20 protein-coding genes are annotated in these 18,342 nt (G+C 30.0%); 17 read left to right on the top strand and 3 right to left on the bottom strand.

The window, feature by feature from the left end; genetic code table 11:
* Window positions 1-14: 14 nt before the first annotated feature.
* From HLB29_RS04985 to HLB29_RS04925, 13 genes are all read left to right on the top strand, one after another.
* Window positions 15-908: a sulfite exporter TauE/SafE family protein gene (locus HLB29_RS04985; protein WP_185624044.1), complete on the top strand. Its 894-nt coding sequence runs from the start codon at window positions 15-17 to the stop codon at window positions 906-908.
* Window positions 909-1,339: 431 nt separating this feature from the next.
* Entirely contained in the window at window positions 1,340-2,164 is an 825-nt protein-coding gene (locus HLB29_RS04980; RefSeq protein WP_185624043.1) for a TlpA family protein disulfide reductase, read from the top strand.
* A gap of 39 nt (window positions 2,165-2,203) precedes the next feature.
* On the top strand, window positions 2,204-2,476 hold the full coding sequence (locus HLB29_RS04975; RefSeq protein ID WP_185624042.1) for a hypothetical protein: 273 nt from the start codon (window positions 2,204-2,206) through the stop codon (window positions 2,474-2,476).
* A gap of 166 nt (window positions 2,477-2,642) precedes the next feature.
* Entirely contained in the window at window positions 2,643-3,674 is a 1,032-nt protein-coding gene (locus HLB29_RS04970) for a 6-bladed beta-propeller (RefSeq protein ID WP_185624041.1), read from the top strand.
* 229 nt (window positions 3,675-3,903) lie between these two features.
* A complete protein-coding gene (locus tag HLB29_RS04965; protein ID WP_185624040.1) occupies window positions 3,904-4,956 on the top strand; it encodes a YeiH family protein in 1,053 nt (350 codons plus the stop codon).
* Between the two features lie 68 nt (window positions 4,957-5,024).
* On the top strand, window positions 5,025-5,660 hold the full coding sequence (locus HLB29_RS04960; protein WP_185624039.1) for a DUF3841 domain-containing protein: 636 nt from the start codon (window positions 5,025-5,027) through the stop codon (window positions 5,658-5,660).
* Between the two features lie 401 nt (window positions 5,661-6,061).
* Window positions 6,062-6,580, top strand: a complete 519-nt coding sequence (gene infC / locus HLB29_RS04955; RefSeq protein WP_210059776.1) for a translation initiation factor IF-3 — start codon at window positions 6,062-6,064, stop codon at window positions 6,578-6,580.
* A gap of 26 nt (window positions 6,581-6,606) precedes the next feature.
* On the top strand, window positions 6,607-6,804 hold the full coding sequence (gene rpmI / locus HLB29_RS04950; RefSeq protein ID WP_007790110.1) for a 50S ribosomal protein L35: 198 nt from the start codon (window positions 6,607-6,609) through the stop codon (window positions 6,802-6,804).
* A gap of 23 nt (window positions 6,805-6,827) precedes the next feature.
* Window positions 6,828-7,184, top strand: a complete 357-nt coding sequence (gene rplT / locus HLB29_RS04945) for a 50S ribosomal protein L20 (protein ID WP_185624038.1) — start codon at window positions 6,828-6,830, stop codon at window positions 7,182-7,184.
* Window positions 7,185-7,572: 388 nt separating this feature from the next.
* Complete coding sequence (locus HLB29_RS04940; RefSeq protein ID WP_185624037.1) at window positions 7,573-8,898, top strand: glycine/sarcosine/betaine reductase component B subunit; 1,326 nt, start codon at window positions 7,573-7,575, stop codon at window positions 8,896-8,898.
* 13 nt (window positions 8,899-8,911) lie between these two features.
* The gene (locus tag HLB29_RS04935; protein WP_185624036.1) at window positions 8,912-10,216 is read left to right on the top strand and encodes a glycine/betaine/sarcosine/D-proline family reductase selenoprotein B; all 1,305 of its coding nucleotides are present in this window, start codon (window positions 8,912-8,914) and stop codon (window positions 10,214-10,216) included.
* Between the two features lie 30 nt (window positions 10,217-10,246).
* Window positions 10,247-11,743, top strand: coding sequence for a BCCT family transporter (locus HLB29_RS04930; RefSeq protein ID WP_185624035.1), 1,497 nt, complete (start codon window positions 10,247-10,249; stop codon window positions 11,741-11,743).
* A gap of 241 nt (window positions 11,744-11,984) precedes the next feature.
* Window positions 11,985-12,644, top strand: a complete 660-nt coding sequence (locus tag HLB29_RS04925; RefSeq protein WP_330604407.1) for a TetR/AcrR family transcriptional regulator — start codon at window positions 11,985-11,987, stop codon at window positions 12,642-12,644.
* Between the two features lie 152 nt (window positions 12,645-12,796).
* Here HLB29_RS04925 and HLB29_RS04920 read toward each other — a convergent pair whose 3' ends face one another.
* Both HLB29_RS04920 and HLB29_RS04915 read right to left on the bottom strand, forming a co-directional pair.
* Window positions 12,797-13,135 (bottom strand): hypothetical protein, encoded by a 339-nt coding sequence (locus HLB29_RS04920; RefSeq protein WP_185624034.1) that lies wholly within the window; start codon window positions 13,133-13,135, stop codon window positions 12,797-12,799.
* A gap of 18 nt (window positions 13,136-13,153) precedes the next feature.
* Window positions 13,154-13,615 carry a YtxH domain-containing protein gene (locus tag HLB29_RS04915; RefSeq protein WP_185624033.1) on the bottom strand — a complete coding sequence of 154 codons (462 nt, stop codon included), beginning with the start codon at window positions 13,613-13,615 and terminating at the stop codon, window positions 13,154-13,156.
* 433 nt (window positions 13,616-14,048) lie between these two features.
* Between HLB29_RS04915 and HLB29_RS04910 the strand changes: the two genes are divergently transcribed.
* Entirely contained in the window at window positions 14,049-14,729 is a 681-nt protein-coding gene (locus HLB29_RS04910; RefSeq protein ID WP_185624032.1) for a 3D domain-containing protein, read from the top strand.
* A gap of 205 nt (window positions 14,730-14,934) precedes the next feature.
* On the opposite strand, the gene HLB29_RS04905 is transcribed toward HLB29_RS04910, so the two are convergent.
* Window positions 14,935-15,504 (bottom strand): XRE family transcriptional regulator, encoded by a 570-nt coding sequence (locus HLB29_RS04905; RefSeq protein WP_185624031.1) that lies wholly within the window; start codon window positions 15,502-15,504, stop codon window positions 14,935-14,937.
* Between the two features lie 510 nt (window positions 15,505-16,014).
* Here HLB29_RS04905 and ruvC point away from each other — a divergent pair.
* From ruvC to ruvB, 3 genes are all read left to right on the top strand, one after another.
* The gene (gene ruvC / locus HLB29_RS04900) at window positions 16,015-16,515 is read left to right on the top strand and encodes a crossover junction endodeoxyribonuclease RuvC (protein WP_185624030.1); all 501 of its coding nucleotides are present in this window, start codon (window positions 16,015-16,017) and stop codon (window positions 16,513-16,515) included.
* A 127-nt stretch (window positions 16,516-16,642) separates the two neighbouring features.
* Entirely contained in the window at window positions 16,643-17,257 is a 615-nt protein-coding gene (gene ruvA, locus HLB29_RS04895; protein ID WP_185624029.1) for a Holliday junction branch migration protein RuvA, read from the top strand.
* A gap of 13 nt (window positions 17,258-17,270) precedes the next feature.
* A complete protein-coding gene (gene ruvB, locus HLB29_RS04890; protein WP_185624028.1) occupies window positions 17,271-18,281 on the top strand; it encodes a Holliday junction branch migration DNA helicase RuvB in 1,011 nt (336 codons plus the stop codon).
* Window positions 18,282-18,342 lie beyond the last annotated feature (61 nt).

Here is an 18,342-nt window from a genome sequence, read left to right as displayed (position 1 = left end):
AGAGGGATTAGAGTATGATTTTAACAGTACTACAATGGTTATTTTATATTGCATTTGCAGGTTCTGCTGCATTATTAGGTGTAGATGTATTTAAAAATAGAGACAAATTAGGAAATACTTCAAAAGCACAGATTGCCAAATCTGGATTTATAGGATTACTTACTAACTTTGGTGATACTTTAGGTATCGGTTCGTTTGGTCCTATAGTTGCTTTAATGAAGATATTAAAAGTAGATATACACGATAAGGAAATTCCGGGTACACTTAATGTATCTTGTACACTTCCGGTTCTTTTCGAAGCCATATTATTTACGTCTGCTATTAAAGTAGATCCTGTGACACTTGCTGCATTGATAGCTGCGGCAGTTGTAGGTTCATATATAGGGGCTGGTATAATATCTAAGATGGATGAAACAAAGATTCAGTTGGTTATGGGAATTGCGTTATTCGCTGCTGCTATAATAATGTTTATAACACATCCTTATCTAGGAATTTTTGCTACAGAGAATAATGCTATTCAATTAACTGGCATAAAATTAATATTAGGTATTATTGGTAACTTTATACTAGGTGCGTTAATGACTGCTGGAGTTGGTCTTTATGCTCCTTGTATGGCTATGATATTCTTGTTGGGAATGAATATAAAAGCTGCTTTCCCAATAATGATGGGTTCTTGTGCATTATTGATGCCGGTTGCATCAGCTAAATTTGTAAAAGAACAAACTTACAACAGACTGGTATCTATATTTATTTCCATATTTGGATTAATAGGGGTTGCTTTAGCGGTTCAAGTAATTGGAAGAACAGATGTAGAAAAGCTTAAGTTTATTGTAATAGCGGTAATAATTTACACTGCTTATACAATGTTTAAAGCAGGTATGAAGGGAAGAAAAGAGAAGATAGCATAATAGTTCGAATATTTTGATACTTATATTTTATTAAAAATAATAAACATTATTAAACAGGAGAGATTGATACTTAACAAGTATCATCTCTCTGTTTTTTTTGAGTTTTATCGAATTTACGATAGGTTATTTAGAGAATTATTTTGTATATTGTTTCTATTATGTTAATATTTTAATAAGATTTTATTTTTTTATATTAAATAGCTGTTTTTTAAAAAAATAATTAAATTAATAATAATCTTTTTTAGAAAAATATTTTTTTATAAATAATTTTATAGAAAAATTATATTTATTTCTGTTTTAATGTAATATAGAGTGATTATAAAAAATCAGAATTTTTTTAAAAAAAAGAAAAATCAAAAAAAGTATTGCAATAAAATGATTTTCATTCTATAATGTATGTAAATATATTTAATTGAATACGGAGGTTTAATATGAAAATCAAAGAAAATAATAGAATTTTTATTCTTATAATATGTATTATTGTCATAATTATAGTGTTTTTTATTGTTAGTGAAAAAAAACACAAAAAAAATATTGAATTAAATAATATTACAAATTTTGTTCAGGTTCGAAATGCTGGATATAATGATAAAAATATCGAAATAAAAGATTTAAAGACAAGATATAAAATAATATTTGTAACAAAATCAAAGTGTATGGAATGTTATAAAAAAATGCCTTTTATAGAAAGGGTAAGTGAAATATACAAACCAATAGGGGTTGAAGTTGTTATATTGTGGGATAGAAAGGCTAATGAAAATCAGTTAAATAATAAAGTGAAAAATATGAGTTATTATTTAATTGACTCAGAATTCAAAGATGAATTACCTATGTATATATTATTAGATGGTGATAAAATTATTTTTAAAACAAGTGAAGCTGAAGAAATTATAAAAAGAACTTTTATGCTTGAAGAAATAGGAAAAGATAAATTAATATCTTCATCCAATAATTATATTAGAAATATTGAACATAAATATAATGGAAAAAAGATTGTTTTTTTCTCTATGGAAGGGTGTTCAGATTGTAAGAAAGCTAAAATGATGTTAAATAAAGAAGGGATAGTAAAAGAAAATAAAGTTGTAACTATATATACAAGTGATTCAAACGATGAAAAAAAAATAATTGACTATGAAAACGTTTTTGCGAATATATATGATATAGATTGGTATCCGACTTTTATTAAATTTGATAGAGATAAATATAAAATAATAAGAAAAACAGATGATGAGCAATTATTAAAAGAGCTAAAATAGTTTTAATTTAGGGACTCAAAAATTTTAGGAGGTGTTTCTATGAAGAAAAAAATATATTTAAAAAGAATAATAGGTTTAGTTATGGCACTTGTAGTAATATCTGTACTTTCATTCGGAGACATAAATGCTGTGGGTTGTAGTGCATGGCAGCGTATATCAACTGGTAAACCATATGTCACAAATACGTATTGTCCAGGAGGTAAACTAAGAAGGAAAGTGAGACAAGATAAGTATAGAAGAAAATGCTTAAGAAATAATGGTTCTATTTACTATGAGTATAAATATAAAACTGTTTTTTTAGGTTGTGTTTAGTGAATGAAATAATAACTACAAGAATAGAAGCAATATAGCAGTAAATAATTGTATATATGGTGTTAAAATCTTAAGTAAATAATAGAAATAAATATCTAATTGGTGTTTAGAAATGAAATTGATTGAGTCCCTAATTTTATATTCTTAAATTGTATAAGGAGAAAAAATGAAAATAACAAAAAAAATAGCTTTATGTATAGTTCCTTTACTATTATGTGCTTGTACTGTGGGTAGTGAATATGATAAACAATATGATGAAGAAAAGTCTAAAGAGTTACCAATTTTTTTATCAAGTGATTTAGATAATAAAATGCAAAGTCTTGATAAATTCGAAATAAATTTAATAAAAGGATATAAAACAAAAAAAATAAAAATAGACAAAGTTGGGAAAATAAATGGGATATTGTGTAGAAAAGATGATATATTAATTTCTGATGAAAAGAATGATAGGCTGGTTAGAATTAATTATCAAGGAGACTTTATTGATGAAATCGGCAGAAAAGGTGATGGTGAATTAGAATTTACTAGACCAAGTAAAATAAAAGAGTACAATAATAAAGTGTATGTGTTGGATGCAGGGAATTATAGAGTAAAGGTTTTAGATGAAAACTTGAAATATATTGATGATATAAAAATTGATATAGCAAATAATTTAAAAAAGGATAATGAATATTTACTGACTTATATGGATGTTAATAAGCAAGGGATTTATTTAAATGGTCTATCATATAATGAAAATGATAGAGTCATATATTATGATTTTGATACAAATCAAATAAGTAATTTGGGTGATAATTTTTTTGGTCCAATAATATCTTATGAGGATAAAATATATGCTATAAATAAGCTTGTAAAATCCTATAAAAAGGATGATGATATTATTGAATATAGAACTGGCACTAATAGTTTATTTTTTATTGATGGAGATGATTTAACATTTAGAAATGAATGTGAATTACCAATTGGTATGTGTATAAGTGATTTTATTTTTTTTGATGACAAAATTATTGCTATTTCAGAATCATTTTGTTCTGTAAATATATTTAGTAAAAATGGAAAATATATAGGCACTATAGATACTGATATTAAATTACAGAATATAATTGATGAGAGTAGATGTATAGATCATAATAATAGCAGAATATATATATCATCATTCATTCCAAATGAAATATATATATTTGAAAAAGTTGAATAAGCTATTTAATAAATGGATTTATAGATTTAGGTACATCAATATTTTATAAAAATAAAAAATACCAATTCAAGTTAATTGGTATTTTTTATTTTTATAAAGTATTGATATTATATATTCTAAAATGTACAATATAATAAGAATATATAATATAATTATCTTTGGTAAAATATAAAAAAGGTTTATTATTAGTAGTTTGATATATTAATAAAATATTTTAGGAGGTATTAAATTGAGTAAAAAAATCAAAGGAATTATTTTTTGTTTTATAATGGCTATACCGGCATGGTATTTGGGAAAGTTATTACCGATAATAGGGGGACCCGTATTCTCCATAATAATAGGAATTATAATATCATTGATAATTAAGGATAGAAAGAATGTTTATCAGGAAGGTATAAATTTTGTATCAAAGAAGGTTTTGCAATATGCAGTGATATTATTGGGATTTGGATTAAATTTACAAGTAATTATAAGTGTAGGTAGGAGTTCTCTTCCTATAATTATCTCCACGATTATGACATCACTTATTATTTCTTTTATTATATGTAAATTATTCAATATACCTAGAAAAATATCCGTATTGGTAGGTGTAGGCTCATCTATTTGTGGAGGTTCTGCTATTGCCGCGACTGCACCTGTTATAGAGGCTGACAGTGATGAAATAGCTCAAGCCATATCTGTTATATTTTTATTTAATATTATAGCAGCCATAGTGTTTCCAACATTAGGGGATATTATAGGTTTATCAAACCAGGGGTTTGCCGTATTTGCGGGCACTGCAGTAAATGATACTTCATCTGTAACGGCAGCTGCATCATCTTGGGATAGTATACACAATACGGGAACAATGGTATTAGATTCTGCTACAGTAGTAAAATTGACGAGGACTTTGGCGATAATTCCAATCACTTTTTTCTTGTCACTTTACGAAAATAAAAGAAAATCAGAGCAGATTGGCAATAAAAAGTTTAAAATTCATAAAATGGTTCCAAGTTTTATAATATATTTTGTTTTTTGTTCAATTTTGACAACTATTGTACAGTATATGATCGATTCCGGAAATACCGGTGAAGCAGTAACAAATGTAATTCCTCAATTTTTTATTTTAATGAAAAAAATAAGCAAGTTCTTTATAATAATGGCAATGGGGGCTATTGGTTTGAATACTAATATTGTAAAGTTAATTAAAACGGGAGGAAAACCACTGGCTCTGGGGATGTGTTGTTGGATTGGTATTATAATTGTAAGTTTATTAATGCAGAAAATGACAGGTCTTTTATAAAAATAGCTGAAGATTATATTATTATATAATATAATCTTCAATATAATTATATTTTTCGGGAGGTTACTATGACAGCTACATTCAATAATCCCTATAACAAAGGTGAAACAACGATACTTTTTACAAGTCAGGATGAAAGATCACTAGAGATATTAAAGAATAAAGGAAGATTTGTTAATAAAAAAGAATATATCCAGGAGCATATGCAGGATATATCACCATTTTTTTTGAAATGTTATGATTGGTTTGTAAATGAGGCAAAAAAAAGAAGCAAAAAGCCTGATGATGTTGATTATCAAATTTGGTGTTCTGTCAGTGCTAGAAATTGTATGAGACCATATGAAGGAGAAGTGGCATATGTCTTAGAAGTTCCTAATGAGGAAATAATGTATTTTGATGGTAGCAAATGGGACTATGTTCTGAATTTACATTATGTACCTAAGGATGATATTGACTTAAAAAAATATCAAGATGAGATAAGGTCAAAAGGTTTTAACAATTCATTTGAATTTATTCAAGGAAGATATTCCAGAATGTATCCTTTGGAAGAGAAAAGAATAAAGGACAGTTGGATAAGAATTTTTGAAATAAGTGATTGGAATATATTTGCAATACAGGCAAATATATGGGAAATAAAGAAGGAATGGGTAAGATGTGTCATAAGACCGGGAGAATCAATTCCGGAAGAATATATTCTAGATTAGTTCATATTAATATGTTAAGTAAGTGGTGACAAGAAGTAATAGCACAGAAGTTATTAAAATATTTATGAATTATATGGCTACTTTCTAGAATGTAACATATTTGTTGACAGTTAAGAAGCTAATTATGAAAAAAATATTAAATGTCCTTGACATTAAGTTGTATATAGGATATACTGAACAGGTAGCAAAAAGAAGTAGAATCCGTTCTCACCTTACGGCAGAGCTTAGTAAGGTTGATAAGTTTTGTAGCAACGTAATTTTGTTGCCTGTTTTAGAGCTTATGACGGATTTTATAATCCGTCTTTTTTTATTTGGGTTTTACCCAAGGAGATTTTGATAGACAAGCCACTTGTGGCGCTAAGTATTCTAAAATGGAATTTAGTTATTAACGGAAAGTAGAGGTGTTCTGTATTAGTAAAGAACTAGCAATTAATGAAGAAATCAATGTAAAAGAAGTGAGGTTATTATCAGAAACTGGAGAACAGTTAGGTATAATGTCATCAAAACAGGCTTTAGAAATAGCAAGTGATAAAAACCTGGATCTTGCATTGATATCGCCAAACGCTGAGCCACCTGTTTGTAGAATAATGGATTATGGTAAGTATAAATATGAACAGGCTAGAAAAGAAAAGGAAGCAAAGAAAAAACAGAAGACTGTTAATGTAAAAGAAGTGAGACTTAGACCGGGAATTGGTGATAATGATCTAAAGACTAAGGCAAATCAGGCTGCGAAGTTTCTTCAAAAAGGAGATAAAGTAAAGGTTGAACTTAGATTTAGAGGTAGAGAGCTAGGTCATAAAGATATCGGTAAAGAAGTAATGATGAACTTTATCGGAATGTTAAAAGAGTTTGGAGAACCAACAAAGGCCCCTAAATTTGAAGGGAATAATATGGTTGCAATTATAGATCCAAAGAAATAGATAATTTTTGAGAGGAGGATTTTGTTATGCCAAAGATGAAAACACATAGAGGTGCAGCAAAAAGATTAAAAAGAACAGGAAGCGGAAAGCTAAAGAGAGCAAAGGCTTATAAGAGTCATATACTTACAAAGAAGTCACCTAAGACTAAAATGAATTTAAGACAGTCTACACTAGTTAGTGACGGAGATGCAAAGAGAATAGCACAATTATTACCATATAAGTAAGATAAAGATACGGAGGATTAAAAATGGCAAGAGTAAAGAAGGGTATGAATGCCCATAAAAGACATAAAAAGGTATTAAAGCTTGCAAAAGGATACCAGGGATCAAGAAGTAAGCTTTTCAAAACTTCAAATCAGTTTGTAATGAAGGCATTAAATAATGCTTACATAGGTAGAAAACAGAAGAAAAGAGATTTCAGAAAGCTTTGGATTCAGAGAATCAATGCTGCTTGTAGAATGAATGATATGTCATACTCAAAATTTATGAATGGGCTTAAGAAAGCAGGAGTTGAAGTGAATAGAAAAATGCTTTCAGAAATGGCTATAGCTGATCCGGCTGGTTTTACTCAGTTGGTAGAAGTTGCTAAGAAAAATTTAGCTTAATTCACTGTGAAGTATTGTGTTTTGAAATTCTTTCAAACACTATTAATTAGATACAAATTTTATATTATGGATTCGGATTCACACTGAGAGTGTTGTTATGATATCCTAAATTATATTTATATTGGAGATGTATTAAGATAATGCATCTCTATTTTTTATATCATATGCCAATTTTGTAGAATTTCTATTTTTTTTTATGATTATTGTATAGAAAATTCTTAATATTGTTATAGAAAATAACTATGATTATATTAGTTAAAAATATTGCAAAGTTAATCGTGTTATGATAATATTTTATGTAATAAAATGTTTGTTTTTTAGTTTTGATTAAATAAAATGCAATTAAAATACAATTGCAAATCAAATATATTTTATGTGGAGGTAGAGTATGAGATTGGAGATTGGTAATTTTTATGTGAAAGATGTCGTTTTTGGCGATTCTACAAAATTCTCAGATGGAATTTTAACAATCAATAAGAAAGAGGCTATTGATTTTGTAAGAGCAGATGAACATATTACTGATATGGATATCGATATAGCTCATCCGGGGGAAGATGTAAGAATCGTTCCAATTAAAGAAGCCGTTGAACCTAGAGTAAGAGTCGATGGGAAAGCGGTATTTCCGGGAATAACCGGAGATCTGAGAAGAGCCGGAGAAGGAAAACTACATGCATTGAAAGGGTGTTCAGTAATGGGAGTCGGTATGCATTGGGGAAGTTTTGGAGATGGTCTTGTAGATATGTCGGGCGAAGGAGCGAAATACTCTTATTACTCTCAGCTAATCAATATTTGCTTAGTGATTGATACAGATGAAGAATTTGAAAGATATGAGCAACAAAAGAAAAATCACGCAATAAGATGGGCGTGTCATAAATTTGCAGAATATCTTGCAAAAACTGTAAAAGAGTTAGAACCTGAAGAAACAGAGGTCTTTGAGCTTGATGGTATAACAAAAAGAGATGAAAATATAAGCAAGTTGCCTTCAGTGGTACTTGTAATGCAGCCACAGTCTCAGATGGAAGAGTTAGGATATAATGACTTTCTATATGGATGGGATATGAATCATTATTTACCAAGTTTTATGAATCCAAATGAAGTACTGGATGGTGCAATAATAGGTGGAAGCTTTATGCCTTGTTCATCTAAGTGGTCAACTTATGACTTACAGAATTTCCCTACAATAAAAGAGTTATATAAAGAACACGGAAAAACAATTAACTTTTTAGGTGTAATAATGTCTAACTTAAATGTAAGTTTGGAACAGAAAGAAAGGGCTTCTATTTTTGTAGCGAACATGGCTAGAAGTTTGGGGGCAGACGGAGCTATAGTAACAGAAGAAGGTTACGGAAATCCCGATGCCGACTATGTAAGATGTATTTGTGCCTTAGAAGAAGTGGGAGTTAAAGTAGTTGGTATAAGTAATGAGTGTACGGGTAGAGACGGAAAATCTCAACCATTGGTAGTTATGGATGAAAATACTACTGCCTTGGTTTCTACAGGAAATGTTTCTGAATTAATTGAATTACCACCTGCAGCTAAAGTAATAGGTGAATTGGAGTCATTAGCGAGAGATGGTTTGTCAGGAGGATGGGCAGGAGATGAAATTCTTGGACCTTCTGTGAGAAAAGACGGTTCAATCATTATGGAAAACAACGCAATGTTCTGTGGCGACCAAATCGCCGGATGGTCATTAAAGACTATGAGAGAATTTTAAGGAGGAAATAACTATGACAAAGTGTATTCATTATATAAATCAGTTTTTTGCAGGAGTTGGTGGAGAAGAGCTTGCTGATTTTGAACCGGAAATTAGAGAAGGCGTTATAGGACCGGGTCTTGCGCTAGAGAAGGCATTAAATGCAGATGTTACTCACACAATAATTTGTGGAGATAATTTTATGGCTACACATGAAGATGAAGCTATAGAAAGAATTCTAAAGATGTTGGAAGATAAAAAATTCGATATGTTTGTTGCGGGTCCGACTTTTCAGGCCGGAAGATATGGTTTTGCAGCCGGTAGAATTTGCAAAGCTGTTAAAGAAAAGTTCAACATTCCTGTATATTCTTCAATGCATGAAGAAAATCCCGGTGTGGAAATGTATAGAGGAGAAGTAATTATATTCAAGGGTGGAAAATCGGCTGCGAGTATGAGAGGTGATATTAAATCCATAGCTAATTATGCTAATAAGGTATTAGCGGGAGAAGAATTGCTACCGGCTGATGAAGAAGGTTATTATGGAAGAGGGATTAGACATCAATACTGGCCAAAAGATGCAAAACCTGCAGCCAGAAGAGGTGTGGATATGCTTCTAAAGAAATTAAATGGAGAAGAATATATAACTGAATTACCGGTACCAAAGAAAGATATCGTACCTATCGCTGCTCCTATAAAAGATTTATCAAAAGCCAAGATAGCCATACTTACAACGGGTGGTATAGTACCGGTTGACAATCCGGATAGAATACAGTCAGCATCGGCTACAAGATGGGGAAGATATGATATAAATGATATGCAAGTTCTTAAATCGGGAGAGTTTAAAACAATTCATGCGGGGTTTGATCCGGCAGCAGCGAATGCAGATCCTAATGTTATAGTGCCACTTGATGCTTTGAGAAAATTAGAAGAGGAAGGTGTATTTGCCAAATTACATCCGTATTTTTATTCAACAGTTGGTACCGGGACTACTCAGGCAGAAGCGGAAAGAATGTCATCTGAAATACTAAAATATCTGGTTGAAGATGGAGTTAACGGCGTTATTATGACTTCTACGTGAGGTACTTGTACTCGTTGCGGTGCAGCGATGGTAAAAGTTATCGAAAGAGCTGGATTACCAATTGTTCAGATGTGTAATTTAGTACCCGTTTCGACTTCACTGGGAATTAATAAAATAGTACCTACAATTTCTATACCATATCCTCTAGGCGACCCTGCTACTCCAAAGGAAGTTCAGTGGAACCTAAGATATACCAGAACAAAGAAGGCTGTTGAAGCTCTGACTGAAGATATTAAAGAACCTAAAGTGTTTAGCGTATAGTATCCCGTAAAACGGAAAAGGGGGATTATTATGGAAAAAAGAAATAATAATACAGTATATTTTGTATCGGTAATCATATCTGTGATAATTGCAGTATGGGGGATTTTCGGTAGTGAAAGTTTTGGGAAATTAGCCAATTCTCTTATGAGTTGGGTAACTGTTAATACGGGCTGGTTGTATTTATTAGCCATGTTAATATTTGTTATTTTTGCATTAGTTATAGCGTTTAGTAAATTTGGTAATATTAGACTGGGACCGGATGATTCAAAGCCGGAATTTAAAACATTATCCTGGTTTGGTATGTTGTTTGGTGCAGGTATGGGTATTGGGCTAGTATTCTATGGTATAGCAGAACCCATTTCTCATTATGTGGCTCCCATAGCCGGTGTTGCACCTGCAACTGAGGAAGCGGCAAGATTTGCAATGAGGGCATCTTTTGTTCATTGGGGAATTCACCCGTGGGCAGGATATTCAATAATAGGTCTTGGACTTGCATATATACAATTTAGAAAGAATAAACCCGGCTTGATAAGTAGTTTATTTATACCGATAATAGGAGAAGAAAAAGTGAACTCCGGGTTCGGTAAGGTTATAGATACTTTTGCTGTAATTGCTACTATTGCCGGTGTTGCCACATCATTAGGTATGGGGACAATGCAAATTAATTCAGGATTGAGTTATTTATTTAAAATACCTAGCAATGTTACAACTTGGTTAATTATAATAATTATAATAACGGTTATTTATACATGGACTGCAGTTTCGGGCATAGATAAAGGTATAAATATGATTTCAAATCTAAATTTAATTTTAGCATTTTCCAGTATGCTGATTGCAGTAATAGTAGGTCCAAAAGTAATGATGGCAAACTCTTTCGTAGGTGCAGCCGGGGATTATATCAATCAGTTTTTTAAAGAAAGTTTGAATATTAATCCATTTGGCGATAATACGTGGATTCAGGGGTGGAGAATATTCTACTGGGCTTGGTGGATAGCTTGGGCTCCGTTTGTAGGAACATTTATAGCCAGAATATCAAAAGGTAGAACTGTAAGAGAGTTTATATTCGGTGTAACTTTGGCACCTGCTATGGCTTCATTAATTTGGTTTTCTATATTCGGAAGTATGGGATTAAACCTGAGAGAACAGCTTGGAATTGAAAAAATGACAGAAATGGCAGGACATCCTGAGATAGCACTATTTGAGGTGTTTGCAAAATATCCACTAGGGATTGTACTTTCTATGATAACGATAGTATTATTGTGTACATTTTTTATAACTTCAGCAAATTCTGCTACATTTGTACTTAGTATGTTTTCTCAAAATGGAGATTTAAATCCATCTAAGAAAAAAATGTTGGTATGGGGTATATTACAGGCTGTGATAGCATATGCACTTATGGTATCAGGTGGTTTAAAAGCACTTCAAACGGCATCTATAGCAGCGGCTTTTCCGTTTATATTTATAATGCTGGCTATATGTATGAGTATTGTTAAAGCCCTTAGAAATGAGCTAAAAATTAAAGAATAAAAAGAAAGTTTTCAAAAAATAGTTTCTTCTATAAAAAATAATAAAAGAATTGACCCATAAGTTGAAATTTTTAATTTTTATAAAAATGAAATTCTTTAAATTAGAGATTTTATTATTTATAAATTATAAAAGATATGACTTTTGGGTCAATTCTTTTTTATATCAAAAATAAAAAACTTTTAAAAAAATTTCTTTGAGTGTATAATATTGGTAACAGATTTGAATATGAGGAGGATATATAGTGATAGAACTTAATTCTTATAAATTAATGACTATTAAAAATTTGATAAATTCTGCCAAGAAAATAATGGAAGAAGAGGGAATAGATAATATAACCATCAGAAAAGTAGGAGATTTAGCAGGTTTTAATAGTGCTACGATATATAATTATTTTGAGAACTTAGAGCATTTAAAGGTTTTTGTCTGTCTACAGGTGTTGGACAGTTATATAGAGGATATTGGAAATTATATAAGTCCACAAAAGGATAATGTTTTAAGTGATTATTACGGGATTTGGGAATGTTTTATAAAACATACAATGGAAAATATAAGTGCATACTACACTATTTTTTTTAACAATTTGGATAGAAGTTTGTCGGATTATATTGTCGATTATTACGCAATATTTCCTTTTGAAAATAAAAATTATGGAAGCGTTATAGATTCTATGTTAAATAATAGTTCCATAGAGGAAAGGAATATAATTCTTTTAAAAGAATTATCAAAAAGAGGTTATATAGATGAAGAATTAGTAGAATATGTAAATGATATATCTTCATTTTCATATGAGGCAATATTGAGAAGAATATATAAAGGTGAATTGGAAATAGATGAGGGTATTTCAAAAATGAGAAGGTGTGTTTTTGGAGTTTTAGAGTCAAATTTGAAAAAGACAGTTTAGAAATTATAGTGATATAGTAAAAATAAATAGATGAAAATAGGGACTGATTCAAAAGTCGCATTTCTTTTAATTATAAATAAATATCCATTTTTAAATGGTTTCATATATTAATTAAGAGATAAATTTTGACCTATTAGTCAGCCCCCGTTTATTTACTTTTTAAAAACATCTTTTACTATACCTGCAATATTTACAGAAGTTGAAATTCCTGATTTTATCTTTTCTTTTGCCACAAGTGCATCAGACGCGAAATCAACAGCTACATCACTTACATCTTTTGCATTATCAACTACAGAGTCCACGCCGGAAATAAGAGAAGGTAGCTTTGCTATTGTCAATCCTACATTTGTACTATTTTGATTAATTAAATCATCTATTCTCGATATAAGGTTGGATAATTTTTTTAAAAATATTATTAAAAATATTAAAACCACACATCCCAATATTGCTAAGATAAATAAAATTGTTTGAATATCAATTGTTATAGTCATTTTTTACTCCCGATAAGATTATTTTTTTACATCATCAACTACATCGTCAACTAGTTTTTTTCCATCTTTTGCCAATTTTTTTCCGTTATTTTCTAAATCTTCAGCAACATCTTCAATTTTGTCTTCAAATTCTTCATTTGTTTCAGATAAAGTGATTTCTATATCATCTTTTTTATTATTTAGATATTCCTTTATTTTAGATTTGGATTCGGCTATTTTATCTTTAGTATCCTTGATGGAATTGTTTGTTTTATCCACAAGTTCTTTAGATTTATCAGATATAGATTGACTGGCATTTGATGCTGTAGCAACAATATCTTCAATAGTTTCCTTTCCGGCTTTAGGTGCAAGTAATACTCCGCCAACAGCTCCAACTGCTGCACTTGTAGCAGCTATTTTCGCATATTGGAGAGCTTTTTTTCTTTTTTTAGCTTTTTCAATTTCTCTTCTTTTTCTTTTTATTGCATTAGTCAAACCCATAATGATACCTCCTTAAAGATTATTCTTATATTTTATATTATACTTATTACCCGATAATGTCAATGAAGTAACAAATATTTTTTGAAAATTTAAAAAAATTTTGAAAATTCATAAAAAATTAGACGGATATTTATAAAAGTTACAAAAAGTAACAATAGTTTTAATTTATAAATATAGAAATTACAAGCTTTATGGAAAATTTTATAAAAAATAGTCAAAAAAATTTGCTTTTTTGTCATTTTTGTATTACAATATACTAGTAAAGTTACAAAATGTAATTTTTACATTGGGTTTTATTTTTAAAAAAAGAAAATAGGTAACAAATCGTAATAAAGTTTGTTATATCAATTAGTGGTAATATTTTAAATAAAACCTATAGAATAAAAAATATAAGTTCACTTATATATTATGAACGAAAAAAAGGAGAAAAAGTATGAAAAAACTACATTCAATTCTGCTAGTAGCTGCAATTTCAATATCTTTGATGTCTTCTGTAGCTATATACTCAAATGCAGAGGCGGCAGCTAATAGTACAATTTCAACAAATTTCGGATGGAGAAAAGAAGGTAATAAGTACATATATATTAATGCGAGCGGCAAAAAATTATATGGCTGGAATAGACTCAATGGTCTATGGTACTATTTCAATAGAAAAGGTCAGATGGTAACAGGAACACAGGATATTGGTGGGAGAAAGCATATATTTGATGAGGATGGTGTATATGTAAAAACGATGCCTATAAAAAAGAATGTTGGAAATGTTAATGTGACAGATACCAACTCAAAAAATACATCTGTTCCTGGGAAAAAAATATATTATGATGGAAAGGGAAATAAGTTGGGGACTGGTAAAAAATATTTGTCTAATGCAAGTGCATATGCCGGACATACAATAACTGCTTCCGGACAGAGACCTAGATGGGGAACTATAGCCGTGGATCCAAGAGTTATTCCTTTAGGTTCCAGAGTATATATACCTTACTTTGATAAAGTTTTTATAGCTAATGATACTGGGGGTATAATAAAAGGAACCAAGATAGATATATTTATGACATCTACATCTCAAATGTACAAATTTGGTAGAAGGAATATAGATATAATAGTTTTAGATTAGATGTATTTAAAATATAAGTATTATGTAAAAAAATTTAAATAGGGTTGATACTTATAGAAATAAAATGAAATTACTTAAAATAAAATGTAATTTTAATTAATAAAAAATGACTATAGACAGAATATGAAAAATAAAAGTATTTATATTATCTTTTATTTGAACATTATACTGTTGAATATAGTCATTTTTTATTATTAATTTTTATTTATAAAACTTCATTTGAATTGCTGGCTATAAATAAAAAAGTAACTTCATGGGATGAATTGTTTTTTATCTTATATCTAAGTTTAGATACTAACCTCATAGTATCGCCTTTTTTTAGTATTATACTATCACCATTATCACTGACAATAGTTACAGGTCCTTTCTCTACTAGCATTATCTCTTCAAGTTCGTTTGCTCCAAAAGGACAAAACTCTGTTTCCGAGTGTGAGTGTATAGTAATTCTAAATAAATCATCACTCAAATTTGCAGATTTTGTAGTTAATAATTGGAATTCAATGTTTTCCTTAGTAGTGTCCATAATATTAGGCTGTTCATCCGCTCTTTTTACTAGATTATTCAAAATAATGGTTTCTTCAAAAAGTGATGATACGGAAATGTTCATAGTTTTTGCTATAGCGCATAAAACGCTAAGACTAGGATTTCCCATTCCTCTTTCTAGTTGGCTTAATAATGCTGTACTAACCCCGGATAGTTGAGAAAAATCTTTTATAGTCATATTGCTATTTTTTCTATAGTTAGTTAGACGCGCACCGATTTGATCGATATTCATATTATACACCTCCCCGTATTCTTATACAAAACATAATCATTTCTTGTAAAAATAGTATAACATTTAGGGTTGTAAAATTGTAGTGATTTTTTATAAAAAGTAAGTATTTCTTATTTTTTTACAATTAATTAAAATTTGTGATATGAGGTTTTTTATGATAAAATAGATAGAGATTATAATAAAATAAAAAACAATATTACTTATATTAAAAAAAATAAGAAAAAATTAAAAATAGTTAATTTTTGTCAGAAATGATATATATTTTTCAAAAAAGCTAATTAATTATTCAAAAAAAATATCAATTAAAGTAATATTTTTAATAAAACTATATTATGTTGTCTTTAAATTAAGTGTATTTTAGAAAAAATATTATATTTTATAAAATATCATCTAAGATAATGTAACTGTTATTTTAGTTCTGTGGTTTTAATATAATTTTTAAAAGAAGTTTTGTATATTTTTTATTAAGTTTAATTTATATAATTTAGGATTAAGGTGAAATATTAGAATATGATAATATTAGGTATAGATCCCGGACTAGCTATAGTTGGTTATGGGGTAGTGGAATATAAAAATAATAAATTTAGAACAATAGATTATGGAGCTATTACCACGCCGGCTGGTATGGATACGGTTGAAAGGTTGGAGTTGATTTATAAAGGTATGAATCAGCTTTTTCATATGTATGATATAGATGAAGTCGGAGTAGAAGAACTTTTCTTTAACAAGAATGTGAAAACCGCTATAACGGTGGCACAGGCAAGAGGTGTCATATTATTGTCGTGCAAACATCATTATAAACCGGTATTTGAATATACACCTTTACAAATTAAGCAGGGAGTATGTGGATATGGTAGAGCAGATAAGTATCAGGTTCAGAGAATGGTCACATCATTTTTGAATTTAAAAAGTGTGCCGAAGCCGGATGATGTTGCTGATGCATTGGCTGTTTCTATTTGTCACGCTCATTCCAATAGGCTTGATAAGGAATTGGATAGATACGGATTATAGATGATGGAATAAAATAAAGTGATAATTTAATTATATTTATAGTATTGAGATAATTAGAATGGAAATGTATATAATTAAGTATTTATAAATATATTTTGGAATAAAAGATATGGAGAGTGCAAATAAAATGATAGGATATATTAAAGGAAAGATTGAGGAAATAGGGATAGATTATATATTGATTGAGAATAATGGTATTGGTTATAAAATGAATGTTTCTGCAAATACAATAACTCAAATTGGAATGGGTGAAAATGTAAAGATTTATTCAAAGATGATTGTTAGAGAGGATGATATAAGCCTTTGTGGTTTTTATACAAAAGAGGAGCAGATAATGTTTGATATGTTGACTTCAGTATCTAAAATTGGAACGAAAGTCGGATTATCTATATTATCTTATGCATCTCCGCAAAAATTAAGTCAATATATAGTAAGTGGGGATATAATTTCTCTTTCAAAAGCTCCCGGAGTAGGTAAGAAAACGGCTGAAAGAATGGTACTGGAATTAAAAGACAAGGTAAGTAAATTGGGATTTGGTTCGGATAGTAAAGTAGAAGATGATGAGATAATATTTATTAGTAATCAATCAGATGGTGAAGCTATTGAAGCATTAATTGCTTTGGGATATACTAAAGCTGAGGCGGAGGAAGCAGTTTCTTTTACCAGACAACCGGGAATGTGCATTGAAGATGTAGTAAAGAAAGCATTGGAATATATAATGAAGACTAATTTCAAGTTTTAGGAGGTAGGATAAAATGGAAGATGAACGTATAATTACTTCTACCATGAAGGAAGAGGATTTTGATATAGAAAATAGTTTAAGACCTAAGACTTTAGATGAATATCTGGGACAGGAAAAATCAAAAGAACAGCTGAGAATTTTTATAGATGCAGCTAAAAATAGGAATGAAGCATTAGATCATGTATTACTTTATGGACCACCAGGACTAGGTAAAACCACACTAGCCGGTATTATAGCGAATGAAATGGGGGTAAATCTGAGGATTACATCCGGTCCGGCAATAGAAAGAGCTGGAGACTTGGCTGCAATACTGACTAATTTACAAGAAAATGATGTATTATTTATAGACGAAATACACAGAATTAATCGGAGTGTTGAGGAAGTATTATATCCTGCAATGGAAGATTATTGCTTGGATATAATAATTGGCAAAGGACCATCAGCAAGAAGTATTAGGCTTGATTTGCCCCAATTCACCCTAATAGGAGCAACTACGAGGGCAGGTATGCTTACTAATCCATTAAGAGACAGATTTGGGGTTATATGTAAACTTGACTATTATAACGAAGATGAATTGGCGGAAATAGTCAGAAGATCATCAAGTATATTGGAGGCAGGAATAATGGATGAAGGTGCTATACAAATTGCCAGAAGGTCCAGGGGGACTCCGAGAATAGCAAATAGGCTTTTAAAAAGGGTGAGAGATTTTGCCCAGGTTAAGGCTGATGGTGAAATAACCGACGAAGTTGCTAAGGCAGCTCTTGAACTAATTGGTGTGGATTCTTTGGGACTTGACTTTGTAGATAAAAAATTGTTGACTACTATAATAGAAAAATTTAAGGGTGGTCCGGTTGGGTTGGATACACTAGCTGCTTCCATAGGGGAAGATAGAAATACTATAGAGGATGTGTACGAGCCATATTTGCTTCAACTAGGTTTTATAAACAGAGCGCCTAGAGGGAGAATAGCCATGCCAAGGGCATATAAACATTTAAATATACCTTATGACATAGAGAAAAAATAGTATAGTATAATCTGGATACAATCTTATAGTCTCAGATGAATATTATGCATATAGAGAGGAA

The sequence above is a fragment of the Peptostreptococcus canis genome (genome assembly GCF_014229965.1).
Lineage (GTDB): Bacteria > Bacillota > Clostridia > Peptostreptococcales > Peptostreptococcaceae > Peptostreptococcus > Peptostreptococcus canis.
This window is presented reverse-complemented; position numbering and strand designations above follow the sequence as displayed.